Origin of the sequence: Methylibium sp. T29-B (assembly GCF_000576225.1) — a bacterium.
GTDB lineage: Bacteria > Pseudomonadota > Gammaproteobacteria > Burkholderiales > Burkholderiaceae_C > Methylibium > Methylibium petroleiphilum.
The window spans coordinates 1-23,174 of record NZ_AZSN01000057.1; the positions used below are offsets into that span (position 1 = coordinate 1).

The following is a 23,174-nucleotide window of genomic DNA, read 5'->3' on the forward strand; positions in this document are numbered from 1 at the left end:
ACGAGCGCCCGGCACACACCGCAGCCACCGCGTCGGCGGTGTGCGCCAGCAGGGTGGCCAGCGGGAGGGACGGCGGTACAGGAGCGCTCACGGCCGCGCAGTGTAGGCGGCCGCCGGCCGCGCCAGGCCCGGCCGGCTCAGCGGCGCTCAGGCACGGTCACCGAACGACGAGGCGATCTGGGAGTCCGGCCCGCGGTCCGGTGTGGCGGCCTGGAGGGCGGCAGCTGGCCGGAAGCCGAACAGGCTGGCGATCAGCCGCGTGGGCAGCTCATGGACCGCCGCATTGAAGTCGGAAACCGCATCCTTGAAGACACGCCGCGTGAAGGCGATCTGGCGTCGGTTTCCTGCAGGTCGCTCAACAGCGTGACCACGCGCTCCAGCGTCGCCTGCGTGTCGAAGCGATCGACGCGCGTCTCGACCAGCACGCGCAACGGCCGCAGCGCCCCTTCGAGCACCTGCTCGGCGAGTCCGAGGCTCTGGATCGCGCCGGCACTGGTGGGCCGCCCCTGGGCGTGGTCGGCCGCGGCCTGGGCCTGCCGGGTCGCGGCCATCACGGTCTGCAGCATCGCGACGCCCACCGCGTCGCCCATCGCCGGCCGCGCCTCGTCGCTGGCCAGCAACTCGGTGAGCTCGAAGGCCAGCGCCTGGCGGCGACGCAGTTGGGCGTCGATCGGCACCCAGCTCGCACCGACCGCGCTGCGCAGGCGCACCAGCCGGTTGTAGGCCCCGACGCCCCAGAACAGCAGCAGGGCCAGCAGCGCCAGGAGGACGGTGCGCGTCGTGCTCATCGGGAACGGGCGGGGGCCGGCATGGCTGCCGACTCTACGCCAGCCGTCGCGGCCGCCGCGGCGTGCGTCGTCAGGCGCCGGCGCACCAGGCCTCGTAGCCCTTGCGCCGCAGCTCGCAGGCCGGGCAGGCATTGCAGCCGTAGCCCCAGGCGTGGCGCACGCTGCGGTCGCCGAGGTAGCAGCTGTGGGTGTGCTCGAGGATCAGCTCGTTCAAGGCGCGGCCGCCCAGGCGATCGGTGAGCGCCCAGGTCCGGGCCTTGTCGAGCCACATCAGCGGCGTTTCTATCGTCATCGGCGTGGCCATGCCCAGGCTGAGCGCGACCTGCAGCGCCTTGAGTGTGTTGTCGCGGCAGTCAGGGTAGCCGGAGTAGTCGGTCTCGCACATGCCGCCGACCAGCACGCTGAGGTTGCGCCGGTAGGCCACGGTGGCCGCGAAGCCGAGGAACAGCAGGTTGCGCCCCGGCACGAAGGTGCTCGGCAGGCCGTTGGCCTGCATCTCGATCGCGCGCGCCGAGGTCAGCGCGGTGTCGGAGATCTGGCCGAGCAGACCGAGGTCGAGCACGTGGTCGTTGGCCAGCCGGCCGGCCCACAGCGGGAACGACCGCGCGATCGCCTCGCGCACCTGCACGCGGCATTCGAGTTCGACGACGTGGCGCTGGCCGTAGTCGAAGCCGATGGTCTCCACGTGCGCGTGGTGCTCCAGCGCCCAGGCCAGGCAGGCGGTCGAGTCCTGGCCGCCGGAGAACAGGACGAGGGCGCCGCGCGGATCGAGGCTCATGCGCCGATCAGGTGCGGACCTCGCCCTGCCCGAACACCACCCACTTCATCGAGGTGAGCCCCTCGAGGCCCACCGGCCCGCGGGCGTGGAATTTGTCGGTGCTGATGCCGATCTCGGCGCCCAGGCCGAACTCGAAGCCATCGGCGAAGCGCGTGCTGGCGTTGACCATCACGCTGGCCGAGTCGACCTCGCGCAGGAATCGCATCGCGTTCGGGTGGTTCGTGGTCAGGATCGCGTCGGTGTGGTGCGAACCGTAGCGGTTGATGCGGGCGATCGCCTCGTCGAGCGAGTCGACCAGCTTGATGCTGATGACAGGCGCCAGGTACTCCTCGGCCCAGTCGGCCTCGGTCGCGTCGACCAGCTTCGCGCCCGGCACCGCGGCCAGCAGCGCCTTGGCGCGCGGGCCGCAGCGCATCTCCACACCCTTGGCCGCGAACACCGCGCCGATGCGTGGCAGGAAGGCCGCCGCGACATCGCGGTGCACCAGCAGCGACTCGGCCGCATTGCAGGGGCTGTACTTCTGGGTCTTGGCGTTGTCGGTCACGCGCACCGCGAGGTCGAGGTCCGCGCCGGCGTCGACGTAGACGTGGCAGTTGCCGTCCAAGTGCTTGATGACCGGCACCGTGGCCTCGGCGGCGATGCGCTCGATCAGGCCCTTGCCGCCGCGCGGAATGATCACGTCGACGTACTGCGGCATCGCGATCAGCCGGCCAACCGCGGCGCGGTCGGTGGTGGGCACCAGTTGCACGGCATCGCCCGGCAGCCCGGCCTCGGCCAGCGCGCGCGCCACCAGCGCCATCAGCGCCGTGTTGGAGTGCAGCGCCTCGGAACCCCCGCGCAGGATCGCGGCGTTGCCGCTCTTGATGGCCAGCGAGGCGGCGTCGATCGTCACGTTCGGCCGGCTCTCGTAGACCATGCCGAACACGCCCAGCGGCACCCGCATCTGGCCGACGGTGATGCCGCTCGGGCGCCGGCGCAGGTTCGTCATCTCACCGATCGGGTCGGGCAGCGCGGCGACCTGCTCGCAGCCTTCGGCCATCAGCGCGATCACCTTGTCGGTGAGGCGCAGGCGGTCGACCATCGGTGCGGCCAGGCCGGCGCGGGTGGCGACGTCGAGGTCGCGCGCGTTCTCCGCGGCCAGCCGCGCAGCCCCGGCCCGGATCTCGCGGGCCAGCGTCAGCAGCGCTGCGTTCTTGGCCGCCGTCGAGGCGGCGGCCATCGCCGTCGACGCGGCGCGTGCCGCGCTGCCCAGGCGGTCCATCAGCGCGATCACGGGGGTGGCGTCGGGTGCGTTCATTACCGGATTGTCGCAAAGCAGGGCCGGCCCTGCCGGTCCATCGGGCTCAGCTCAGCCACTGCGTCAACAGCAACCACAACGGCGCCGTGGCGGCGAAGGCCAGCGTCGAGATCACGATCGCTGCGGTGGCCTCCGCCTCGCCGCTGCGGTAGCGCTGCGCGAACATCAGCGCGTTCGAACCGGTCGGCATCGCCGCGGCCATGACGATCACCGCCAGCGCCAGCCCGCGCAAGCCCATGCCGTAGCCGACCGCGAGCACCAGCGCCGGCTGCGCCAGCAGCTTGGCCGCCGCCAGCAGCAGCGCCGGGCCCGCCGCGCCGCGAAGGCCGTAGTGGCCGAGCGACAGGCCGATCGCGACCAGACACAACGGCACGACCGCGGTGCCCAGCATCTGCAGCACCTCGTCGATCGGGCCGGGGATGGGCGCGCCCGTCAGGTTCCAGGCCATGCCGGCGAGCACCGGCAGCACGATCGGGTGGATGACGGTGTTGCGCGCCGTCAGCAGCAGCGTGCGCGACAGCGATGCCGGCGCGCCGGCGTCGCGCGCCATCGCGTGGGCGAGGTCGCGCTCGACCAGCAGCGTCAGCACGGTGAGCAGGATCAGCGCATGCAGGCTGACGATCGACAGGTGCAGCTGCAGGCCGATCTCTCCGAACAGCGCCGCGGCCATCGGGATGCCGAGCTGGGCGTTGTTGCCGAACGAGGCGGTGATGGCTCGCACCGCGGGCTGTGCCGCTGCAGCGGCGCGGCACCGGCGCTGCTGCAGGTACACCAACAGCACCCAGCCCACCACCGGCACGAAGAAGGCCCCCAGCGCCTGCCAGGGCAGCGTGCCCAGGTCGATGCGCGCCGTGGCACGGAACAGCAGCGCCGGCGCGAACACGTAGAACGCCGCATTCGACAGGATGCGCGCCGCCTCGCCGCCGGCGAACGGCTTGCAGCGGCCGGCCACCCAGCCGATGCCGATCGTCACGAAGATCGCCAGGAGCTTGAGGAAGATCAACGGAGACATGGATCGAGTATCCGGGAGCTGCGGAAGCGGTCGCGCATCACTCCGTCGTGAACTAGTCTTTCAAGACACAGCCAAGGAGGTTGCCATGTTCAAGCACCTGCTATTGCCGACCGACGGATCCAGCCCTTCCGAGGTGGTGGCCCGCAAGGCCCTGCAGTTCGCCAAGGAACAGCAGGCCCGCGTCACCGCGATCCACGTCGTGCCGACCTTCCATACGCTGACCTACCGCACCACGATGCTCGAGGACACCCGCGAGGAGTTCGTGGCCGAATGCAAGGCCCAGGCGAGCAAGTTCCTGGCCGAGGTGGAGCGCGCGGCACAGGAAATCGGGGTGCCCTGCCGCAGCCTGATGGTCACGCACGATCACCCCTACGAGGCGATCAACGACACGGCGGCGCAGTCGGGCTGCGACCTGATCGTGATGGCCTCGCACGGCCGCCGCGGCCTCAAGGGCCTGTTGCTGGGCAGCGAGACCCAGAAGGTGCTGACGCACGCCTCGGTGCCGGTGCTGGTGCTGCGCTGATCCCGAGTTGCGTTCACGTCCCCCGGTACGGGCCGGAGGACGCTTCGAACTGTCGCATCCTATCGAGTGCACCGAGCCGAAGCGCCCCAGCGACTTGACGGGGTTGAACGCGAGTTGGCATGAGCCGACTCACTGGTAGGTCGGCGAGATCGTGCTGTTGATACGAACGGATCCGCGCAGCTGTGGTGAGGTCACCGTTTCGCAGCGTTGCTCGAAGTCGGCGGCGAAGCGGTTCAACCGACCGGTGGAGTCGTAGCCGATCTCCAGAATGATGAATGAGCCGAACACCTCATTGCAGCCGCGGCCATCGCCATAGAAATCCACACCGTTGTGCCCGTTGCGAAAAGCGGCACGCCAAGCGTCGACATACGTTCCCGGCACCAAGGGCTCGCCGTTCGGGGAAGCCAGATCAATCGACCACCGGTGTGAAAGGTCAGGAGCTTCGAAGGAGGCGCGGAAGTATCCCGCCGAGTAGGTGGTCGACACCGTGCTGTCGACATCGCTGTACTTCGCAGACTCGCCCTGGGAGATGTAATCGCCGGTAGCGCCTCGAAATGAGATCGTGGTACGCGGTGGTTGGTCATCCCCGCCGCCGCCGCCGCATCCAGCCACAAACAACGTCGCGACCAGGCAAAGCACCTTCATTGCACGCCCCTGACGCACCTGCACCGTGCAAGCTGTCGACTTCATGATTTGGTGCCGGCGCGAACGCCGGACTTCTTGGCGGGCACCTTGGCCGCCCGCGGCTCGAACTCGAAGCCGACCTTGCCTTCCTTGGCGTCCCAGGCCAGGCGCGCCTTGAACTTGCGCCGCGTCTTGTTGGACACGAAGTTCTCCAGCAGCTCGGTCTTGCCTTCCTGCAGCAGCCGAGTCATCTGCTCGCGCGCCACCGGCTGCTGCAGGATGATCTTGCCGCTCTTGAAGTCGCAGGTGACGTGCGCGCCGACCGCGTGCTCGCAGACGTAGCTGCTGCCGTGCTCGTAGACATGCCCCTTGCACTTGGGGCAGGCGCCCAGGCTCTGCTGCGCCGAGAAGTCGACCGGCGTGCCGTCGCCTTCGCCCTTCTTGGCGTCGTCGCCGAAGTCGAACTCGAGTTTCCAGTTGGCGATCTCGTCGTCGTACGCCAGCTTGAGTTCGGCCGTGAAGGGCCAGCCGGCCTTGGAGCGGAAGCCTCGAGCGGGCCGATCTTCTTGTCGGCGATGAAGGACTCCACCTCGTCGAGCTCGAAGCTGCGCCCGCCGGGGATCTTGCTGATGCTGAAGCCGCAGCCCTCGGCGTCACCTGATTGCCCGGCACAGGTGAAGCGGCGGTAGTTCTCCTTCACGACGCCGCCGCATTTCGGGCAGGGCGTCTTCAGCGTCGCATAGTCACCGGGGATGGTGTCGCGGTCGTACTCCTTGGCCTTGGCGACGATCTTCTGCGTCATCGCGGCGATCTCGCGCATGAAGCGTCGCGGCTGAGCTTGCCCTTCTCCATCTCGGCGAGCTGGTACTCCCAGTTGCCGGTCAGCTCGGGCTGGGTCAGCTCCTCGACCTGCAGGCCGCGCAGCAGCGTCATCAGCTGGAAGGCCTTGGCGGTGGGGATCAGCTCGCGGCCGTCGCGGTGCATGTACTTCTCGAGGATCAGGCCTTCGATGGTCTGCGCGCGGGTGGCCGGCGTGCCCAGCCCCTTCTCCTGCATCGCCTCGCGCAGTTCGTCGTCGTCGATCAGCTTGCCGGCGCTTTCCATCGCCGACAGCAGCGTGGCCTCGGTGTAGCGTGCCGGCGGCTTGGTCTTGAGCGCGTTGACGTCGACACTCTCGGTGCGCACCACTTCGCCGGGCTCGACCGGCACCAGCGTGGCATCCGCATCTTCCACGTCGCGGCCATAGACGGCCAGCCAGCCCGGCTTGACCATCACCTTGCCGTGGGTCTGGAACCGATGTTCAGCGCTGCCCGCCTTGACGGTGGAGATGCGCGTCGTGACCAGGAACTCGGCCGGCGGGTAGAACACCGCGAGGAAGCGCTTGACCACCAGGTCGTAGAGCTTGGCCTCCACCTCGGTCAGGCTCTTGGGCGCCTGCAAGGTCGGAATGATCGCGAAGTGGTCCGAGACCTTGGCGTTGTCGAAGATGCGCTTGTTGGGCTTGACGTAGCCCTCCTTCACCGCCTTGCGGGCGTGCGCCGACAGAGCCTTCAGCGGCCCGGGCAGATCCTCGGCGGCGAGCATCTCCATCGTCTGCTTCACGACGCCGACGTAGTCTTCCGGCAGCGCCTTGCTGTCGGTCCGCGGGTAGGTCAGCACCTTGTGCTTCTCGTACAGCGCTTGCGCGATGCTGAGCGTGGTCTTGGCCGAGAAGCCGAAGCGCGAGTTGGCCTCGCGCTGCAGCAGCGTCAGGTCATAGAGCTGCGGGCTGCTCTGTGTGCTGGGCTTGGATTCCTCGGTCACGGTGGCCGGCTGGCCGCGCACCGCCTGCGCGATGGCCTGCGCATCGGCCTCGTTCCAGAGCCGGTCGGCGCGGCGCTCGGCATCGTCGTTCTTCTTCCATGCCGGGTCGAACCACTTGCCCTCGTACTCGCCGGCCTGGGCGGCGAACGTGGCCTTGAGCTCCCAGTAGTCGCGCGCCACGTGCTTGCGGATCTTCTCCTCGCGCTCGACCACGATGCTGAGCGTGGGCGTCTGCACCCGGCCGACGGTGGTGAGGAAGAAACCGCCGTCGCGCGAGTTGAAGGCCGTCATCGCTCGCGTACCGTTGATGCCGACCAGCCAGTCGGCCTCGCTGCGGCTGCGGGCGGCGTCGGCCAGGCCGCGCAGATCGGCGTCGGAGCGCAGGCGCTCGAAGCCGTCGCGGATCGCCTGCGGCGTCATGCTCTGAAGCCACAGGCGGCGCACCGGCTTGTCGATCGGCTTCTTCTCGGTGCCGGCGTACTGCACGATGAGGCGGAAGATCAGCTCGCCCTCGCGTCCCGCGTCACAGGCATTGATGAGCTCGCCGACGTCCTTGCGCTTGACCTGCTTGACCACCGCGTTGAGCCGGCTCTTGGCCTTGTCGATCGGTGCGAGATCGAAGTGCGGCGGGATCACCGGCAGGTGGGCGAAGCTCCACTTGCCGCGCTTCACGTCGTACTCCTCGGGCGCCTTGATCTCGACCAGGTGGCCGACCGCCGAGGTGACGACGTAGTGCTCGTTCTCGAAGTGATCGTCGTGCTTCTCGAACTTGCCGCTCGTGGGCGTCAGGGCCCGCACGATGTCTTGTGCGACGGAAGGTTTCTCGGCGATGACCAGTGCTTTGCTCATGTTCTCGATGTCGTTGTCGCCCGATCGCAGCGCCGTCCCGCACGCCAACGCGGCGGGGCGTCCCTACAATCCGGGCTCTCGCGCGCACGCGCTCACGCGCGCGCACCCATGATTCAATGTAGCCAAACTCGAACATGACGCAATCGACGCGCCGCAAGTCCGTCCCCGCCCCCCGGGCCGCCCCGACAGGAGGCCGCCCCCGCGAACCGCGACGGCCGGCGCATCCAGGTGCGGCGCTCCGGCGTGCACGGCAAGGGCGTCTTCGCGTTGCGGCCGCTGGCCAAGGGCGAGACGCTGATCGAGTACACCGGCGAGGTGATCGACTGGCCCGAGGCGCTGCGCCGCCATCCGCACGACCCCACCGACCCGCACCATACCTTTTACTTCAGCATCGATGAAGACCACGTGATCGACGCCAAGGTCGGCGGCAACGCGGCACGCTGGATCAACCACGCCTGCGCCCCCAACTGCGAGGCCGACGAGACAGACGGCCGCGTGTTCATCAGGACGCTGCGTGCCGTCAAGGCCGGCGAGGAGCTGTTCTACGATTACGGCCTGGTGATCGACGAGCGCTACACCCCCAAGCTGAAGAAGCAGTACGAATGCCGCTGCGGGCACAAGGCCTGCCGCGGCACCATGCTCGCGCCCAAGCGCTGACATCGTGCCCGACGCTGCCGTGCCTCCGCTACGCCGTGCCGTCGACGCGCCAGGCGCAGGCCTCGCGCCGCTGCGCTGGCCGCTCGAGGCGCTGTGGGCGCAGCTCGAGCCTTTGAGGCCCGGCCTCAGCGTCGAGGCACTGGTCGAGACCGACTCCACCAGCACGCGCCTGCTGGAGCGTGCCCGCAACGGCGACAGCGCGCCCTGCCTGTTGGTCGCCGAACGACAGACGGCCGGCCGCGGGCGGCTCGGCCGCACCTGGTTCTCCGACACCGGATCCTCGTCGACGGCCGATGGCCTGGGTTCGCTGACCTTCTCGCTCGGCCTGACGCTGGCCCCCGCGGACTGGTCGGGTCTGTCGCTCGCCGTCGGCGTGGCGCTGGCCGAGGCCCTGCATCCCCGCGTTCGACTCAAGTGGCCGAACGATCTGTGGCTCACCGACGAAACGGCCCCCGACACTCCGGGACGCAAGCTTGGCGGCGTACTGATCGAAACCGTCGCGCTGCCCGATGGCAGCCGGCATGCCGTGATCGGTGTCGGCCTGAATCTGACGCGCCCCGAAACGCGACCCGAGTTCACCCAGGCGCCTGCGGGCTGGCGCGAGATCGAGCCGCTGGCACGCGCGCCAGAGTTGCTGGCGCGGCTGGCCCCGCCGCTGTTCATCGCCCTGGGGGTCTTCGAACAACAGGGCTTCGCGGCCTTCACGGCGCGCTTCGCAGCGCGCGACGCGCTGGCCGGCCGTCCGGTGCAGACCACGGACCCCGGCGCCGAGCACGGCGTGGCCGACGGGGTCGATGCCCGTGGGGCACTGCGTGTGCGGACCGAACGCGGCGAGGAGTGCCTGATCCGCAGCGGCGAAGTGAGCGTGCGACCATGCTGAGGGCACTGGTGCTGGTGCTGCTGCTGGCCAACGCGGGCTTCTGGGCCTGGCGGCAGGGCTGGCTCGCGCCGCTGCACGGCGCGATCGGCGCCCGCCCCGAAGGCGAGCGCGAGCCCGAACGCCTGACGATGCAGGTCGATCCCGACCGCCTCCGCCTGATCCCGGCTGAAGCGGCCTCGACCCCTGCCGCCGTGGCAGCGAGCGCAGCGACCAGCCCCGCCTCTGCCCCGCCCAGCGCGCCCCCGATGGCCTGCCTCGAGGCGGGCCCCTACAGCACGGCGGAACTGACGGTCGCCGAGGCGGCCGTCAAGGCCGCGCTGCCGGACCTCGGCTGGTCCGAGCGCGAACTCACGACGACCTGGTGGGTCGCGATGGGCCCATTCGCCGAGGCCGAGCAGATGCAGAAGAAGCGCGACGAACTGAAGCGCCGCAGCATCGCCCCCGAACTGGCCAGCGCCGCGCCCGGCAGCGCGCCGCTGCTGGTGATCAGCCGCCACGACAGCCGCGCCGCTGCGGAGAGCGAACTGACGACGCTGCTGGACCGCGGCGTGCGCACCGCCCGCGTGGTCAATGCCAGCGTGCCGCTGCGCCTGCTACGCGTGGCGCAGGCCAGTGAGGCGCAGCAGGCGGCGCTGGCCGCGCTGCCGGCCGACAAGTTGCGCGGCAAGGCATTCCTGCCCTGTCCGGCCGACACGCTCTGAACTGCGAGCGGAGAGCCCGCGCCGTCAAGCGTCGCGCCCTGCGCTCAGCCGCCAGGCAGCCCCCACGGCCAGCGCCAGTGCCAGCAGGTAGGCCGGGCCGCCGAGGGCACCGCCACCGCCCCCCCCTCCGTTCGGCGACGCCGACACCACCGTCACGCGCCGCGACACGGTGGATTGCGTCGGGGGGTTGTTGTCATCGGTCACCGTGACCGCGACGGTGAAGCTTCCCGCTCCGGTCGGCGAGACGACACAGTTGGCCGAGCACCCGGAGACACTGCCGCTGACGATGCCGCCGCCGTCGACCAGGCTCCAGCTGAGGCTGCTGAGGTTGCGGCCGCTGATCAACCGGAATACGTCGGCCGTCAGAGAAACGTCTTGCCCCGCCCTCGGCGTCGCCGTGTTGACGACGATGTCGGCGATCAGGCCCGCGGCCGCGGAACGCACGGCCGCGCGAGCATCGAGCATACCGGCGCCGCAGGTGGTGGTGGTGCAGTCGCACTCGATCTGGTCGATGGGGTCGCCATTGACATCGAAACGCGGCGCCGTGCAGGCGGGCGCGCTGGTGCTCGGGAAACGGCGCGAGCCGCCCTGGATCAGGCCCCGGATCTCGTCCGGCGTGAGCGTGGGCTGCACCGCGAGCATCAGCGCGGCCACGCCCGACACCAGCGGCGCCGAGAAGCTGGTGCCGACGGTGATGTCGTTCGTGCCGTCGGTGTAGGCCGAGGAGGCCGGCCCCTGCGAGCCGGAATTGGTCGTGGTGAGCAGCGGGTAGAGGCAGGGCCCGAAATCGTTGACGCAGTTGCCGGCAGGCGCACTGATCGAGACCGCCGACCCGAGGTCGGAGAAACCGACCTTGGTGCCGGAGTGACGCAGGCCACCGACAGCCAGCACGCCACTGCAATTGCCCGGCGCACCGACCGCATGGCCGTTCGTATTGCCAGCAGCAGCCACCACCAGCGCGCCGGCGGCCACCACGTCGTCGACAGCGTCCTGGTACTCGCCGCAGCCCCCTCGGTGCCGAGGCTGAGGTTGAGTATCCGGGCCGGATTCGGATTGGCCGCGATGTTGGGCACGGTCAGGCCGGCCGCCCAGCGCATGCCGATCACCACATCCGACACGTAGCCGCCGCACTTGCCGAGCACCCGGACCGGCAGGACGCGGGTGTTCCAGCCGGTCCCGGCCATGCCCACGCCGTTGTTCGTCAGCGCGCCGACGATGCCGGCAACCTGCGTGCCGTGCCAGGAACTCGGGGCTCCGTTGTAATTGCCCAGTGAGTCCGGCGAGGTGCAGTGATAGAAGTCCCCACCCACCGAGTTGTCTTCCTGCTGGGTGATCCAGTCACCCGGATCGCTGGCGTTGCTGTCACGCCCGTTGCCATCGTTCGACTCCGGCAGGTACTGACGAAATCGTAGCCGGCCAGCAACTTGCCGGCGAGGTCGGGATGATCGAAGCGCACCCCCGTGTCCAGCACCGCCACGACCACGCTGGCGCTGCCTTGCGTGATGTCCCAGGCACGGGTGGCGTCGATCGCCGAGAGCGCCGGGGCGGCGGGAGTGCGCAGATACCACTGCCCCACGGCAGGGCCGTCGGCGCCGCCAAGCGTGTGCAACGGATCGTTCGGCACGGCCAGCGGCCTCACCCGACGATCGACCACCGCGAACTCAACGTCCGGATCGGCACGGAGTCGCCGCGCCAATGTCTCCGAATCGATGCCCCTGGCCAGCACGACCTGGGAGCGTTCGCTGATGGCACGGTGCGCGCGCAAGGCAAGACCGCGACGTTGGGCGACCGCGTCCATCCGTGCGGCGAGACGCTGCACCGTCGCGCCCTGCCCGGCATGGGCGATGCTCACCCGGTCGCTGCCGGCGCCGCGAACGGCATCATCACGGTACTTGACGATCACCCGAGCCGACGGCAGGTCGTCTGCCACGCCACCGGCGGCCACCGCGGTGCCCACGACCATCGGCTGAATGAAAAACAGCACGACGAGTGCCGCGAGAACACGGACAGCGGCTTGCATTGAGTGCATCGGGGATTTCGAAAAAGCGATGGATGGAGTGTAGAGGCGCGACCGCACCGAGCTTGACATCTCACGCCCGGTATCGGCCTGCGTTGACAGAGCTTTACCCGATGGTGCGAAGCCAGCCCACGAAAAAGGCCCCAAAGGGCCTTTGTCTGACAGGGGGCCTGCGCAGCGCCGTGATCACTTGGCAGCCATCAGCGCTACGGTGGTGTCCAGCATGCGATTGCTGAAACCCCACTCGTTGTCATACCAGCTCAGCACCTTGACGAGCTTGCCGTCCGGCGAAACGCGGGTCTGGGTCGAGTCGAAGGTGCTGGACGCCGGGTCGTGGTTGAAGTCCACGCTCACCAGAGGCGCGGTGTTGTAGGCCAGGATGCCCTTGAGCTCGCCCTCGGCCGCAGCCTTCAGCACGGCGTTGACCTCCTCGAGCGTCGTGGCGCGCTTGGCGGTGAAGGTCAGGTCGACCACCGACACGTTGATGGTCGGCACGCGGATCGCGAAGCCATCGAGCTTGCCGTTCAGTTCGGGCAGCACCAGGCCCACCGCAGCGGCGGCGCCGGTCTTGGTGGGGATCATCGACTGCGTGGCGCTGCGCGCGCGACGCAGGTCCTCGTGGTACACGTCGGTCAGCACCTGGTCGTTGGTGTAAGCGTGGATGGTGGTCATCAGGCCCGACTCCAGGCCGATCTTCTCGTGCAGGGGCTTGACCAGCGGCGCCAGGCAGTTGGTGGTGCAGCTGGCATTGCTGATCACCGTGTCGGTGGCCTTCAGCACGCCGTGGTTGACACCGAACACGATGGTCGCGTCCACGTCCTTGCCGCCCGGCGCCGAGATGATGACCTTCTTGGCGCCGCCCTTCAGGTGCGCCGAGGCCTTTTCCTTGGTCGTGAAGAAGCCGGTGCACTCCATCACCACGTCCACGCCGAGCTCGCCCCAGGGCAGCTCGGCCGGGTTGCGGTTGGCCAGCACGCGGATCTTGTCGCCGTTGATGACCATGTAGTCGCCGTCGACGCTGACCGTGCCTGGGAACCTGCCATGCGCGGTGTCGTACTGCGTCAGGTGGGCGTTGGTCTTCGGGTCGCCCAGATCGTTGATCGCGACGATCTGGATGTCGTGCTTCTTGCCGCCCTCGTAGTGGGCGCGGAGCACGTTGCGGCCGATGCGGCCGTAGCCATTGATGGCAACTTTGATGGTCATGGTATGGGTCTTCCTCAGCTTCGGTTCAATCCGGATTCATTCAGGCCAGCATTCGACGACAAAACGCCCCGCGCCACCGCGCCGGCTCCGACATCCGGCCGCGCTCCCCGCGGCAGATGTCACGGAGCCTCGCAGCGGCGGGCGGGCCCTCACTTCTTCAGCACCCGGCGCACGGTCGCGGCCACGTTCTCGGCCGTGAAGCCGAAGTGCTTGAACAACGCACCGGCCGGGGCCGATTCGCCGTAGGTGTCGAGGCCGACGACGGCCGCGCAACCGTACTTCCACCAGCCATCGGTGACGCCGGCCTCCACCGCCACCCGCGGAAGCCCGTCGGGCAACACGCGGCGCTTGTAGGCCACGTCCTGGCGATCGAAGGTGGTGGTGCTGGGCATCGACACCACGCGCACCGCGATGCCGGCGGCGGCGAGCTGCTGCTGCGCATGCAGCGCGAGCTGCACCTCGGACCCGGTCGCGATGAGCACCGCCTGGGCCTTCCTCTTGAGCCCCACCTCGGCCGGCTCGGCCAGCACGTAGGCGCCGCGCGCCACCTCGTCGAGCCCGGCCTTCGGCAGGTAGGGCAGGTTCTGACGCGACAGCAGCAGCGCGGTCGGGCGGTCCACGTTCAGCAGCGCCTTGGTCCACGCGATCGTTGTCTCGGCCGTGTCGGCGGGGCGCCAGACATCGAGGTTCGGGATCAGCCGCAGGCTCGCGGCGTGCTCCACGCTCTGGTGCGTCGGGCCGTCCTCGCCGAGGCCGATGCTGTCGTGGGTGAAGACATGCACCACGCGCTGCTTCATCAGCGCGGCCATCCGGATGGCGTTGCGTGAGTAGTCGCTGAAGGTCAGGAAGGTGCCGCCGTAGGGGATGAAGCCGCCGTGCAGCGCGATGCCGTTCATCACCGCCGCCATGCCGAACTCGCGCACGCCGTAGTTGATGTGGCGGCCCCCGTTCGAGACACCTGCCGCATCGAAGCGCAGCGCCGGTGTGCTCTTGGTGTTGGTGAGGTTCGAGCCGGTGAGGTCGGCACTGCCGCCCAGCAGTTCGGGCAACGCAGCGGTGAAGGCCTCCAGCGCGAGCTGGCTGGCCTTGCGGCTGGCGACCGTCTCGGCCTTGGCGTGTGCCGCGATGGCAGCGTCCACTGCGATCTGCGCAAAGTTCTCCGGCAGCGCGCCCGCCATCCGGCGTTCGAACTCGGCCGCGGCGGCGGGATGGTCGGCGCGGTAGGCCTCGAAGCGGCCTTCCCAGTCGGCCTGCAGGTTGGCACCGGCGTCCTTGGCGTCCCAGTCGTTGTAGGCCTCGGCCGGGATCTCGAATGGCGCATGCGGCCAGCCGATCGCGGCCCGCGTGAGCGCAATCTCCTCGGCGCCGAGCGGCTCGCCGTGCGCCTTGGCGGTATTGGCGCGGTTCGGTGAACCCTTGCCGATCGCGGTCTCGCACACGATCAGACTGGGTTGGCCCGCGTGGCGCTTGGCTTGCGTGATCGCCGCGTCGACTGCATCGACATCGTGACCGTCGATCGGCCCGATCACATTCCAGCCGTAGGCCGCGAAGCGCTTCGCGGTGTCGTCCACGAACCACGGCGCCACCTGGCCATCGATGCTGATCCCGTTGTCGTCGTACAGCGCGATCAGCTTGTCGAGCTTCCAGGCGCCCGCCAGCGCGCTGGCCTCGTGGCTGATGCCCTCCATCAGGCAGCCGTCGCCGAGGAAGACATAGGTGTGATGATCGACGATGGCATGGCCGTCGCGATTGAACTCCGCCGCCAGCAGCTTCTCGGCCAGCGCCATGCCGACCGCGTTGCTGAGGCCCTGCCCCAGCGGGCCGGTGGTCGTCTCGACGCCCGGCGTGATACCGACCTCGGGGTGGCCCGGCGTCTTGCTGTGAAGCTGGCGGAAGTTGCGCAGTTCCTCGAGCGGCAGCGCATACCCGGTCAGGTGCAGCAGCGCATAGATCAGCATCGATCCGTGGCCGTTGCTCAGCACGAAGCGATCGCGGTCGGCCCAGAGCGGATTGGCCGGGTTGTGGCGCAGGTGCCGGCCCCACAGCGCGACCGCGATGTCGGCCATGCCCATCGGCGCGCCGGGGTGGCCCGAATTGGCCTGTTGCACTGCGTCCATCGCCAGCGCGCGGATCGCGTTGGCCATCAGCGAGGTGTCGGGGGTGGCGGGCGTGCGGGATTCGAGGGCAGCCATGGTTTGCAGGGGAAAAGGGCGCCACGGAAGCGGCAGAATCGACGATTTTACGAGCCCCGTCGCGCCACCCATGCAGGGTCTGCACCTCACCGCCGATTTGAGCGGCTGCCGCCGCGGCAGCCCGGCCCTGGTCGACGTGTCGGCGCTGCGCGCGCTGTGCCTGGGGGCCGTTCTCGACGCCGGCCTGCAGCCGGTCGGCGAGTGCTTCCATCCCTTCCCTTCCGAGGACGGCGAACCGCGCGGCGTCACCGGCGTGCTGCTGCTGGCCGAATCGCATCTCGCGGTGCACACGTGGCCCGAGCTGGACGCGGTGACGCTCGACGTGTATGCGTGCCACCGCCACGCCGACAACTCGGCGCGTGCCGAGGCCGTGATCGCGCGGCTGATCGAGGCCTTCGCGCCGGCGCGCGCCGAACGCCATGCGCTGCGCCGCGGGGCGGCCGCATGAACGCGCCCGCATTGATCCTTGCCGCCGGCCGCGGCGAGCGCATGCGCCCGCTGACCGACCACACACCCAAGCCGCTGCTACCGGTGCACGGCAAGCCGCTGATCGAGTGGCAGCTGGAGGCGCTGGCGCGCGACGGCGTGCGCCACGTGGTCATCAACACCGCCTGGCTCGAGGAGCAGTTCCCGGCCACGCTGGGCGACGGTTCGCGCTTCGGGCTGAGCATCCGCTACTCGATGGAAGGCCGGCACTACGGCGGCGCGCTCGAAACCGCCGGCGGGATCGCCACCGCGCTGCCGCTGTTGCAATCGGACACCTTTTGGGTCATGGCGGGCGATGCCTACATGCCCGGCTTCCGATTCGATGCGCAGCACGTGAACGACTTCATGGCCGGTGGCGATCTGGCCCACCTCTGGCTCGTGCCCAACCCGCCGCAACACCCCTGCGGCGACTTCGGCCTCAGTGACAAAGGCCGCATCCTGGCGGGCGACGATGCGGCGGTCATCACTCGTTACACGTACTCCACGGTGGGCTTGTTCCAATCGAGACTGGTCGAGGGCGTGCCGCCGGGGCAGAAGGCGCCGCTGCGACCTCATTTCGATGCGGCGATCGCCCGCGACCGGATCAGCGGCAGCCTCTACCTGGGGCCCTGGACCGACGTCGGTACGCCGCAACGCTGGCAGGCCTTGCAGGATGGGAGTTGAGAGCGATGGACGGGGTGGGCTCACCGCTGCTCTGGTTGCTGAGCGTGCCGGTCGCCGTGCTGCTGCAGCGCGGCGCCGTGCACGGCCTGCGCGCCGCCTGGCTGGCGCATGAACCGGTGTCCGGCGACCACACCGACTCGGTCGTCTACCACCGCAGCCTGTGGACCCCCGGCGAGCCCCAGGTGCTGGTCGCGGCCGGCCTGCTGCTGGCGAGCGGCCTGGCCGCTGCGGCAGGCCTGCAGCTCGAGGGCTGGCCGCTGTGGCCCGCCGGCTTGCTGTGGCTCGCCGCCGTGGTCTGGGACCTGTGGACCTGGGAGCGGGTGGCAGCGAGCGTCAAGTTCGTCTCGTGGCGGCGCGGCTGGCGGCATTCGGCGCGTCGCGTCGCGGTGTCGGACCTGAGCGAGGTCAACGTCGTCGAGCGGCGGCCGCGGGCGTCGCGGATTCCCGTCTGGGCGCGCCCCAGCACCTGCTATCTCGCGCTGGTGATGCGTGACGGCAAGGCGGTGAAGCTGCCGCGCACCGGCGCGCTGTTCGGCGGCGAGGCCGAGATCGAGCGCCTGGCCAATTTCGTGCGCATGCAGATGGACGTGGTGGCCGACAACCGCCGCCGTGCCGCCGCCGACAAGCGCTCGGCGGCGCGCCGCGCCATGCTGGAGCCGGTGCCGGTGCACCCGTCGAACCGCATCGATCCGCTGGCGCTGAACCGCGGCGGACCGGGCTGAGCCGGTTCAGGCTGCCAGCGGCTTCGTCACCGCGTCGATCCGTGCCAGCACCTCCGGCGTGAGCCGCGGCGCGAGCGTCAAGGCCTTCAGGTTGTCTTGCAGCTGTGCGATGCGGCTGGCCCCGAGGATCACGGTGCTGACGCGCGGATTGCGGTTCGCCCAGGCGATCGCGAGCTGCGCGACCGTGCCGCCCAGATCGGCGGCAATCTCCTCGAGCTGGCCGACCGCGGCGTTCTTCGCCGGATCCGTGAGGCCGTCGCGCAGGAAGGCCATGTTCTCAAGCGCGCCACGGCTGCCCTCGGGGATGCCGCGTCGGTACTTGCCAGTCAGCAGGCCGCTCGCCAACGGGCTCCAGGTGGTCAGGCCCAGCCCGATGTCCTCATAGAGCCGCGCGTACTCCTCCTCGACGCGGCGGCGGTGGAACAGGTGGTACTGCGGCTGCTCCATCACCGGCTTGTGCAGGTGGTGCCGGTCCGCGATCTCCCAGGCGGCACGGATCTCCTGGGCGCTCCATTCGCTGGTGCCCCAGTAGAGCAGCTTGCCGCGGGTGATGAGGTCGTGGAAGGCCCACACCGTCTCCTCGATCGGTGTGTGCGGGTCGGGCCGGTGGCAGAACACGAGGTCGACGAAGTCAAGCTGCAGCCGCCGCAGCGCGCCGTCGATCGCCTGGTGCAGGTACTTGCGATTCAGCGTGTCCTGTCCGTTGATGCGCGGCCGCTCGCCCGGTTTCGCACGGTCCAGTCCCCAGAAGAACTTGGTCGACACGACAACGTCGAGCCGTGGCAGCCCGAGCTGGCGCAGCGCCTCGCCCATGATCGACTCGCTGCGGCCGTTGGCATAGATCTCGGCGTTGTCGAAGAAGTTGACGCCGGCATCGAAGGCAGCCGCGAGCATGTCCTTCGCGGCGCTCACATCGACCTGGTTGTGATAGGTCACCCAGGACCCGAGCGACAGTTCACTGACCTGCAGGCCCGAGCGGCCGAGACGGCGGTATTGCATGAGAGGGACTCCTGGTCTTCGATGATCGGTACCGCGCGCGGCGGGCACCTTGCCCCTGCCGCGCTCACTACACTGCAAGCGTACCCAGAACCGCATCGCCCCATGAGCCCCTCCGTCTATGCCGAGCGCCGCGCACGCCTGAGCACCGCGCTGCGCGAGGCCGGTGGCGGCATCGCCGTGCTGCCGACCGCACCGGAGCGCACCCGCAACGCTGACAGCGAACACCCCTATCGCCACGACAGCGCGTTCTACTACCTGACCGGGTTCGCCGAGCCGGGCGCGCTGCTCGTCCTCGACGCCGCCGGCCGCAGCCTGCTGCTGTGCCGCCCGAAGGACGAGGAGCGCGAGATCTGGGATGGCTACCGGCTCGGCCCCGAGTCCGCGCCCGCCACGCTGGGCATCGACGAGGCGATGCCGATCGAGGCGCTGGACACGGTGTTGCCGCAGCGGCTCGCCAACTGCCCGGCGGTGTGGTTCCCGTTCGGCGGACACGAAGGGCTCGCGGGCCGCGTCGCGGACTGGCTCGACAGCGTGCGTGCGCGTTCACGCGCCGGCATCGAGTCGCCGACGCAGCAGCGCGATCTGGCGCGGCTGATCGACGAAATGCGCCTGTTCAAGGACCCGCACGAGGTGGCGCTGATGCGCCGCGCCGGCGAGATCGGTGCGGCCGGGCATGTGCGCGCGATGCAGGCCTGCCGGCCCGGCCTGCGCGAGTACCAGCTCGAGGCCGAGCTGTTGTACGAGTTCCGCCGCAGCGGTGCCAGCGGCCCGGCCTACACGAGCATCGTCGCCGCAGGCCGCAATGCCTGCGTGCTGCACTACGCCGCCGGCGACGCCGAGCTGCGGCCCGGCGAGCTGTGCCTGATCGACGCCGGCTGCGAGTACGGCAGCTATGCGAGCGACATCACGCGCAGCTTTCCGGTCGACGGCCGCTACACGGCGCCGCAACGCGCGCTCTACGAGCTGGTGTTGACCGCCCAGGAGGCCGCGATCGCCCACACCCGGCCCGGCGCCCGCAAGACCGACAGCCACTGGGCCGCGGTGCGCGCGCTGAGCGTCGGCCTGCTGGACCTGGGTCTGCTCGACCGCGACCGGCACGGCACGGTCGACGACGTGGTGGCCAGCGCCGCTTACCGGCGCTTCTACATGCACGGCACCGGCCACTGGCTGGGGCTGGACGTGCATGATGCCGGCGAGTACCTCGCGCTCGACGAGGCGCCGATCGAGCAGCCCAACGGGCTCGGCGGCCTCACCATCAAGAAGCCCTCGCGCCGTCTGCAGCCGGGCATGGTGGTCACGATCGAGCCCGGGCTCTACGTGCGGCCGGCCCCCGACGTGCCGGAGTGCTACTGGCACCTCGGCATCCGCATCGAGGACGACGCGCTCGTCACGCCCGATGGCTGCGAGCTGCTGAGCCGGGGCGTGCCGGTGCGGCCCGACGAGATCGAGGCGCTGATGCGCGGCTGAGTGCCGCGCGCCGCACCGGGGGCTATTGCAGTTGCCCGGGTGCGCGGTGCCACAGCCGCTGGGCGGCTTCGGCCGGATCGATGCCGACGGCGTCCGAGACCTCGGCGGTCGGCGTCAGGCGATCCCAATGGCCGAGCAGACGGTGCAGCGTGAGCCGGAACCCTTCGCTCAGCTGAGGGTGGTGACTCAGGCACCCGAGCTGCCGGCGCACCTTGGCCGCCATCAGCAGGCTCTGGCCGTGTGCCGCGAGCGGCTGGGCCAGCGCGGCCCGCTCCACCACGCCGGTCATCAAGGCCAGCGTGCCGGCCAGCAGCGCCTCGGCGCTCGGCAGCGTGCCGGGGTCGACGTCGTCGTCCGACAGTTCGGCCGGCAGACGGCGCACGGCGCCTTCGGGATCGTTGCGATTCATTGCGAGCCTCCACCGCGCGGACGCGGGCGTGCTGAGTCGTCGGACTGGCTCGGGTGGGGGCCCTGGCTGCGATGGCACGGGTTCGGAGACCGGCGCCATGGCTTGTATTGTAATGAGAATCATTCTTATTATTCAAGCCGCGCCGACACCTTCTCAGCACTCCGCCGTCCCCCCGATTCCCCGGGCCCGCCCGGGGCGCGGCGCCACCCAGATCGAGGATGAAACAAAACGTACAGAGGCTCATCATGGCAGCGTAGACACTCGCGACACGGGGGAAACGATGCAGGAGCGGTTCGAGCACCGCGGCAAGGCCGTCGAGGTGTGGACCACGGGGCGCCAGAAGGGCCCGTGGAACTGGGCGTATCGGATCGACAGCGGCGCACCGCGCGAGAGCCGCAACCGCTTGCTGTCGAACGAGGTGGTGGTGTTCAACGAGGGCAAGGCCGCGGCCTGCGCCGAACTCGACCGGCTGACACGCGCCGGCGCGCGCTGAGCCAACGCGCCTAAGGCGCGCCGGCCGCCACCTGCTCGGCGATCGCGCGCCCCATCACGGTCGTCGAGGCGTGGCCACCCAGGTCGGGCGTGCGCGGCCCGGTCACCAGCACCCGCTCGATCGCCGCCACGATGGCGTCGTGGGCCTGCAGATGGCGTGCGGTGTCCGCACCGATCGCGCCGCCGAGGAAGTCGAGCATCAGCGCGCCCGACCAGATCATCGCCACCGGGTTCGCGATCGCGCGACCGAAGATGTCGGGCGCCGAGCCGTGCACCGGCTCGAACAACGAGGGGAAATGGCGCTGCGGATTCAGGTTCGCCGAGGGCGCCAGGCCGATGGTGCCGGTGCAGGCCGGGCCCAGGTCGCTGAGGATGTCGCCGAACAGGTTGCTGGCGACCACGACGTCGAAGCGAGTCGGCTGCAGCACGAAGCGCGCGCTGAGGATGTCGATGTGCTGCTTGTCGACCGTGACCTCGGGGTAGCCCTGCGCCATCGCCTCGGCGCGTTCGTCCCACCACGGCATGCTGATGGCGATGCCGTTGGACTTGGTGGCGACGGTGAGGTGCTTGCGCGGCCGCGACTGCGCCAGCTCGAAGGCGAACTTCATCACCCGGTCGGTGCCGTGGCGCGAGAACACCGACTCCTGGATCACGATCTCGCGCTCGGTGCCTTCGAAGAGGCGCCCGCCAAGATGGGTGTACTCGCCCTCGGTATTCTCGCGCACCACGAAGAAGTCGATGTCGCCGGGCTTGCGCGGCCGGCCGTCGCGGTCGACCAGCGGACATGGCACGCCGTCGAACAGCCGCACCGGGCGCAGGTTGACGTACTGGTCGAACTCGCGGCGGAACTTGAGCAGCGAGCCCCACAGCGACACGTGGTCGGGCACCACCGCCGGCCAGCCGACCGCGCCGAAGTAGATGGCGTCGTAGCCGCTCAGCGTCGCGAACCAGTCGTTGGGCAGCATCTGCCGGTGCGCTGCCAGTAGGCGGCGCAGGCCCAGTCGAAATGATCGAACTGCAGCGGCAGTTCGAAGCGCTGCGCCGCGACCTCCAGCACGCGCAGGCCCTCCGGCATCACCTCCTGCCCGATGCCGTCGCCGGGAATCACCGCAATGCGATGGGGCTTCATGTCGGTCTCCTCGAAGTCTCGGTGCCGCCCAGGGCCTGCGCGACCGCCTGGCCCGCCAGTGTGCCGCGCGTGTAGGCCTCCTCGAATACCGAGCTGGCCGACAGGTCGGCGTGGGCGAAATGCAGCCGCCCCTGCGCCGTGCCCAGCGCGGCCAGCGCCGCGTCGCCGCGCAGCCCGGGGGTCGGCACGATCATCGCGTGACCGTAGCGCATCGAGTCGACCCGCGCCAGCCGCTGCGGCAGGTCGGGGTGCGCCGGCAGCAGGTCGGCCAGCACCGCGTCGCGCCAGGCAGTCCACGGCGCCGTCAGCAGACGGGCCCGCTGCGCCTTCAGTTCGGCGCGCGATTGCCCGCCGAGCGCCCAGTAGTGCGTCAGCACCGTCGGGCCGGGCACCGGGCGCAGGCTCTGGTGCATCGCATCGACATAGCCCAGCGCCGGGCTGCCGGCGATCACGTTGTCCCAGGCCGGCGGCGGACCGGGGCGGTCGATCAGCGGCGCATGCAGTTGCAGGTTGCTGACCAGCCAGGGCGCATAGGTGAGCCGCGGCACCACGTCGGCCAGCGCCGCCGGCCGCGCATCGATCAGCCGCGACGCGACGAACAGCGGCACGCAGACGACGACCTGCCGCGCCAGCCAGCGCTCCGGCCGCGCCGCCCGCGCATTCCAGACCTCGAGCGCCACCTCGTGACGCGACGGCGTGATGCGGGTCAGCACCGCGGCGGTCTGCAGGCGCTCGTCGAGTCCGCGTGCCAGCCTTTCGGTCAGCCACGCATTGCCTTCGGGCCAGGTCAGCACCGCGTCGGCGGGCTCGGCGGCGTCTTCGCCAGGGACATGGAAGCCGTGGCGGCTCGCGAAGTAATGAATCCCGGCCCAGGCCGACACGAGACCGAGACCGGCGCCGTAGTCGTCTCGGCAACCGTAGTCCAGATAGGCGAGCAGACGCGCGTCGTCGTAGCCCTGCTCGTTCAGCCAAGCGGCGAAGCTGAGCGCATCGAGGGCCGCCAGGCCCGTGCTCCAGCGGCTGCGCAGCGTGGGCATCGCGAAGCTCAGCGTGCGCTGCAGTGTCCCCACCTCGGCGGCAAAGCGCTGCATCTGCGCCAGCGTGCCGACCCCGGCGCCGTCCAGCGGCAGCAGGCCTTCGTGCCAGCGGCCGGGCGCGATGGCATCGACCTGGGCGGACGGCACGAACACCCGCTCCTGCGGCGCATGGCAGAGATGGCGTTCGTCGTAGACCGTGCGGCCGGCCTCGCTGCGCGCCACGCCCAGTTCGTGCAGCAGTTCGGTGACCTCGCGTGCCTCGGGGCCGGGCAACGGCAGGTAGTGCGCGCCGAGCGGACAGCGCATGCCGCCCATGGCGTGCGCGCGCGCATTGCCGCCGGCCGCGTCTTCCAGTTCGAACACGCGGAAGTCGTCGATGCCGGCGTGACGCAGCGACCGCGCCGCCGCCAGCCCGGCCACCCCGGCACCGACGATGCGACGCTGCA

General features: G+C 69.9%; 21 protein-coding genes and 3 pseudogenes. 9 read left to right on the forward strand and 15 right to left on the reverse strand.

The features are described 5' to 3' along the window. Window positions 1-147: 147 nt before the first annotated feature. The 5 genes from Y694_RS27160 to Y694_RS11030 form a co-directional block, all read right to left on the reverse strand. A complete protein-coding gene (locus Y694_RS27160; RefSeq protein ID WP_081771267.1) occupies window positions 148-330 on the reverse strand; it encodes a LemA family protein in 183 nt (60 codons plus the stop codon). Further along, on the reverse strand, window positions 252-788 hold the full coding sequence (locus Y694_RS24810) for a hypothetical protein (RefSeq protein WP_051495718.1): 537 nt from the start codon (window positions 786-788) through the stop codon (window positions 252-254). Before Y694_RS24810 ends, Y694_RS27160 begins: the two co-directional genes overlap by 79 nt. A 70-nt stretch (window positions 789-858) precedes the next feature. After that, on the reverse strand, window positions 859-1,566 hold the full coding sequence (gene queC, locus Y694_RS11020; RefSeq protein WP_011827871.1) for a 7-cyano-7-deazaguanine synthase QueC: 708 nt from the start codon (window positions 1,564-1,566) through the stop codon (window positions 859-861). A 7-nt stretch (window positions 1,567-1,573) separates the two neighbouring features. Next, window positions 1,574-2,863, reverse strand: coding sequence for a glutamate-5-semialdehyde dehydrogenase (locus tag Y694_RS11025; RefSeq protein ID WP_036232411.1), 1,290 nt, complete (start codon window positions 2,861-2,863; stop codon window positions 1,574-1,576). A 46-nt stretch (window positions 2,864-2,909) separates the two neighbouring features. After that, window positions 2,910-3,875, reverse strand: a complete 966-nt coding sequence (locus tag Y694_RS11030; RefSeq protein ID WP_036232412.1) for an AEC family transporter — start codon at window positions 3,873-3,875, stop codon at window positions 2,910-2,912. Between the two features lie 85 nt (window positions 3,876-3,960). Here Y694_RS11030 and Y694_RS11035 point away from each other — a divergent pair, with 85 nt between their 5' ends. Further along, window positions 3,961-4,398 (forward strand): universal stress protein, encoded by a 438-nt coding sequence (locus Y694_RS11035; protein WP_036232414.1) that lies wholly within the window; start codon window positions 3,961-3,963, stop codon window positions 4,396-4,398. A 129-nt stretch (window positions 4,399-4,527) separates the two neighbouring features. Here Y694_RS11035 and Y694_RS24225 read toward each other — a convergent pair whose 3' ends face one another. Both Y694_RS24225 and Y694_RS11045 read right to left on the reverse strand, forming a co-directional pair. Further along, window positions 4,528-5,088 (reverse strand): hypothetical protein, encoded by a 561-nt coding sequence (locus Y694_RS24225; RefSeq protein WP_152543457.1) that lies wholly within the window; start codon window positions 5,086-5,088, stop codon window positions 4,528-4,530. Further along, a pseudogene (locus tag Y694_RS11045) lies at window positions 5,085-7,674 on the reverse strand (DNA topoisomerase III). The gene Y694_RS24225 and the pseudogene Y694_RS11045 overlap by 4 nt, the downstream one beginning before the upstream one ends. Before the next feature lie 228 nt (window positions 7,675-7,902). On the opposite strand from Y694_RS11045, the gene Y694_RS11050 reads away from it, so the two are divergent. From Y694_RS11050 to Y694_RS11060, 3 genes are read left to right on the forward strand one after another with little or no spacing between them, the layout of a single operon-like run. Further along, window positions 7,903-8,331 carry an SET domain-containing protein gene (locus tag Y694_RS11050; protein WP_051495719.1) on the forward strand — a complete coding sequence of 143 codons (429 nt, stop codon included), beginning with the start codon at window positions 7,903-7,905 and terminating at the stop codon, window positions 8,329-8,331. A 4-nt stretch (window positions 8,332-8,335) separates the two neighbouring features. Further along, entirely contained in the window at window positions 8,336-9,211 is an 876-nt protein-coding gene (locus tag Y694_RS11055) for a biotin--[acetyl-CoA-carboxylase] ligase (RefSeq protein ID WP_231497639.1), read from the forward strand. Next, entirely contained in the window at window positions 9,205-9,912 is a 708-nt protein-coding gene (locus Y694_RS11060; protein ID WP_051495720.1) for a hypothetical protein, read from the forward strand. Before Y694_RS11055 ends, Y694_RS11060 begins: the two co-directional genes overlap by 7 nt. Before the next feature lie 24 nt (window positions 9,913-9,936). On the opposite strand, the pseudogene Y694_RS11065 reads toward Y694_RS11060, so the two are convergent. From Y694_RS11065 to tkt, 4 genes and pseudogenes are all read right to left on the reverse strand, one after another. Beyond that, window positions 9,937-11,222: pseudogene (locus Y694_RS11065) on the reverse strand (S8 family serine peptidase). Further along, the gene (locus Y694_RS24815; protein WP_161727991.1) at window positions 11,114-11,932 is read right to left on the reverse strand and encodes a hypothetical protein; all 819 of its coding nucleotides are present in this window, start codon (window positions 11,930-11,932) and stop codon (window positions 11,114-11,116) included. Before Y694_RS24815 ends, Y694_RS11065 begins: the two are co-directional and overlap by 109 nt. Window positions 11,933-12,115: 183 nt before the next feature. Next, entirely contained in the window at window positions 12,116-13,132 is a 1,017-nt protein-coding gene (gap, locus tag Y694_RS11075) for a type I glyceraldehyde-3-phosphate dehydrogenase (RefSeq protein ID WP_011827861.1), read from the reverse strand. 149 nt (window positions 13,133-13,281) lie between these two features. Beyond that, window positions 13,282-15,324, reverse strand: a complete 2,043-nt coding sequence (gene tkt, locus Y694_RS11080; protein ID WP_081771262.1) for a transketolase — start codon at window positions 15,322-15,324, stop codon at window positions 13,282-13,284. Window positions 15,325-15,394: 70 nt separating this feature from the next. Between tkt and speD the strand changes: the two genes are divergently transcribed. The 3 genes from speD to Y694_RS11095 are packed head-to-tail and all read left to right on the forward strand — an operon-like array spanning window position 15,395 to window position 17,195. Further along, window positions 15,395-15,772: an adenosylmethionine decarboxylase gene (speD, locus tag Y694_RS11085; protein ID WP_036232419.1), complete on the forward strand. Its 378-nt coding sequence runs from the start codon at window positions 15,395-15,397 to the stop codon at window positions 15,770-15,772. Then, window positions 15,769-16,473, forward strand: coding sequence for an N-acetylmuramate alpha-1-phosphate uridylyltransferase MurU (murU, locus tag Y694_RS11090; RefSeq protein WP_036232420.1), 705 nt, complete (start codon window positions 15,769-15,771; stop codon window positions 16,471-16,473). Before speD ends, murU begins: the two co-directional genes overlap by 4 nt. Before the next feature lie 5 nt (window positions 16,474-16,478). Continuing rightward, window positions 16,479-17,195, forward strand: a complete 717-nt coding sequence (locus Y694_RS11095) for a hypothetical protein (RefSeq protein WP_036232422.1) — start codon at window positions 16,479-16,481, stop codon at window positions 17,193-17,195. A 6-nt stretch (window positions 17,196-17,201) separates the two neighbouring features. On the opposite strand, the gene Y694_RS11100 is transcribed toward Y694_RS11095, so the two are convergent. Then, window positions 17,202-18,194 carry an aldo/keto reductase gene (locus Y694_RS11100; RefSeq protein ID WP_011827856.1) on the reverse strand — a complete coding sequence of 331 codons (993 nt, stop codon included), beginning with the start codon at window positions 18,192-18,194 and terminating at the stop codon, window positions 17,202-17,204. A gap of 102 nt (window positions 18,195-18,296) precedes the next feature. Between Y694_RS11100 and Y694_RS11105 the strand changes: the two genes are divergently transcribed. After that, window positions 18,297-19,661: an aminopeptidase P N-terminal domain-containing protein gene (locus tag Y694_RS11105; protein ID WP_036232424.1), complete on the forward strand. Its 1,365-nt coding sequence runs from the start codon at window positions 18,297-18,299 to the stop codon at window positions 19,659-19,661. A gap of 22 nt (window positions 19,662-19,683) precedes the next feature. On the opposite strand, the gene Y694_RS11110 is transcribed toward Y694_RS11105, so the two are convergent. After that, entirely contained in the window at window positions 19,684-20,070 is a 387-nt protein-coding gene (locus Y694_RS11110) for a hypothetical protein (RefSeq protein WP_036232426.1), read from the reverse strand. 280 nt (window positions 20,071-20,350) lie between these two features. On the opposite strand from Y694_RS11110, the gene Y694_RS11115 reads away from it, so the two are divergent. Next, window positions 20,351-20,563 (forward strand): hypothetical protein, encoded by a 213-nt coding sequence (locus Y694_RS11115; RefSeq protein WP_011827853.1) that lies wholly within the window; start codon window positions 20,351-20,353, stop codon window positions 20,561-20,563. A gap of 10 nt (window positions 20,564-20,573) precedes the next feature. Here the strand turns inward: Y694_RS11115 and Y694_RS11120 are convergent. Both Y694_RS11120 and Y694_RS11125 read right to left on the reverse strand, forming a co-directional pair. Continuing rightward, a pseudogene (locus Y694_RS11120) lies at window positions 20,574-21,691 on the reverse strand (tartrate dehydrogenase). Continuing rightward, window positions 21,688-23,174: FAD-dependent oxidoreductase (locus Y694_RS11125; protein ID WP_155935814.1), on the reverse strand; the 1,487-nt coding region annotated here is incomplete at its 5' end. The gene Y694_RS11125 and the pseudogene Y694_RS11120, both read right to left, overlap by 4 nt.

Excerpts from the sequence above, each read along its gene's own strand:
- Y694_RS11030 (WP_036232412.1), bottom strand. The coding sequence starts at position 3,875 with ATGTCTCCGTTGATCTTCCTCAAGCTCCTGGCGATCTTCGTGACGATC.
- Y694_RS11105 (WP_036232424.1), top strand. The coding sequence starts at position 18,297 with ATGAGCCCCTCCGTCTATGCCGAGCGCCGCGCACGCCTGAGCACCGCG.
- queC (WP_011827871.1), bottom strand. The coding sequence starts at position 1,566 with ATGAGCCTCGATCCGCGCGGCGCCCTCGTCCTGTTCTCCGGCGGCCAG.
- Y694_RS11095 (WP_036232422.1), top strand. The coding sequence starts at position 16,479 with ATGGACGGGGTGGGCTCACCGCTGCTCTGGTTGCTGAGCGTGCCGGTC.
- Y694_RS11110 (WP_036232426.1), bottom strand. The coding sequence starts at position 20,070 with ATGAATCGCAACGATCCCGAAGGCGCCGTGCGCCGTCTGCCGGCCGAA.
- Y694_RS11115 (WP_011827853.1), top strand. The coding sequence starts at position 20,351 with ATGCAGGAGCGGTTCGAGCACCGCGGCAAGGCCGTCGAGGTGTGGACC.
- murU (WP_036232420.1), top strand. The coding sequence starts at position 15,769 with ATGAACGCGCCCGCATTGATCCTTGCCGCCGGCCGCGGCGAGCGCATG.
- tkt (WP_081771262.1), bottom strand. The coding sequence starts at position 15,324 with ATGGCTGCCCTCGAATCCCGCACGCCCGCCACCCCCGACACCTCGCTG.
- Y694_RS11025 (WP_036232411.1), bottom strand. The coding sequence starts at position 2,863 with ATGAACGCACCCGACGCCACCCCCGTGATCGCGCTGATGGACCGCCTG.
- Y694_RS11100 (WP_011827856.1), bottom strand. The coding sequence starts at position 18,194 with ATGCAATACCGCCGTCTCGGCCGCTCGGGCCTGCAGGTCAGTGAACTG.
- Y694_RS24810 (WP_051495718.1), bottom strand. The coding sequence starts at position 788 with ATGAGCACGACGCGCACCGTCCTCCTGGCGCTGCTGGCCCTGCTGCTG.
- gap (WP_011827861.1), bottom strand. The coding sequence starts at position 13,132 with ATGACCATCAAAGTTGCCATCAATGGCTACGGCCGCATCGGCCGCAAC.
- Y694_RS24225 (WP_152543457.1), bottom strand. The coding sequence starts at position 5,088 with ATGAAGTCGACAGCTTGCACGGTGCAGGTGCGTCAGGGGCGTGCAATG.
- Y694_RS24815 (WP_161727991.1), bottom strand. The coding sequence starts at position 11,932 with ATGCAAGCCGCTGTCCGTGTTCTCGCGGCACTCGTCGTGCTGTTTTTC.
- speD (WP_036232419.1), top strand. The coding sequence starts at position 15,395 with ATGCAGGGTCTGCACCTCACCGCCGATTTGAGCGGCTGCCGCCGCGGC.
- Y694_RS11035 (WP_036232414.1), top strand. The coding sequence starts at position 3,961 with ATGTTCAAGCACCTGCTATTGCCGACCGACGGATCCAGCCCTTCCGAG.
- Y694_RS11060 (WP_051495720.1), top strand. The coding sequence starts at position 9,205 with ATGCTGAGGGCACTGGTGCTGGTGCTGCTGCTGGCCAACGCGGGCTTC.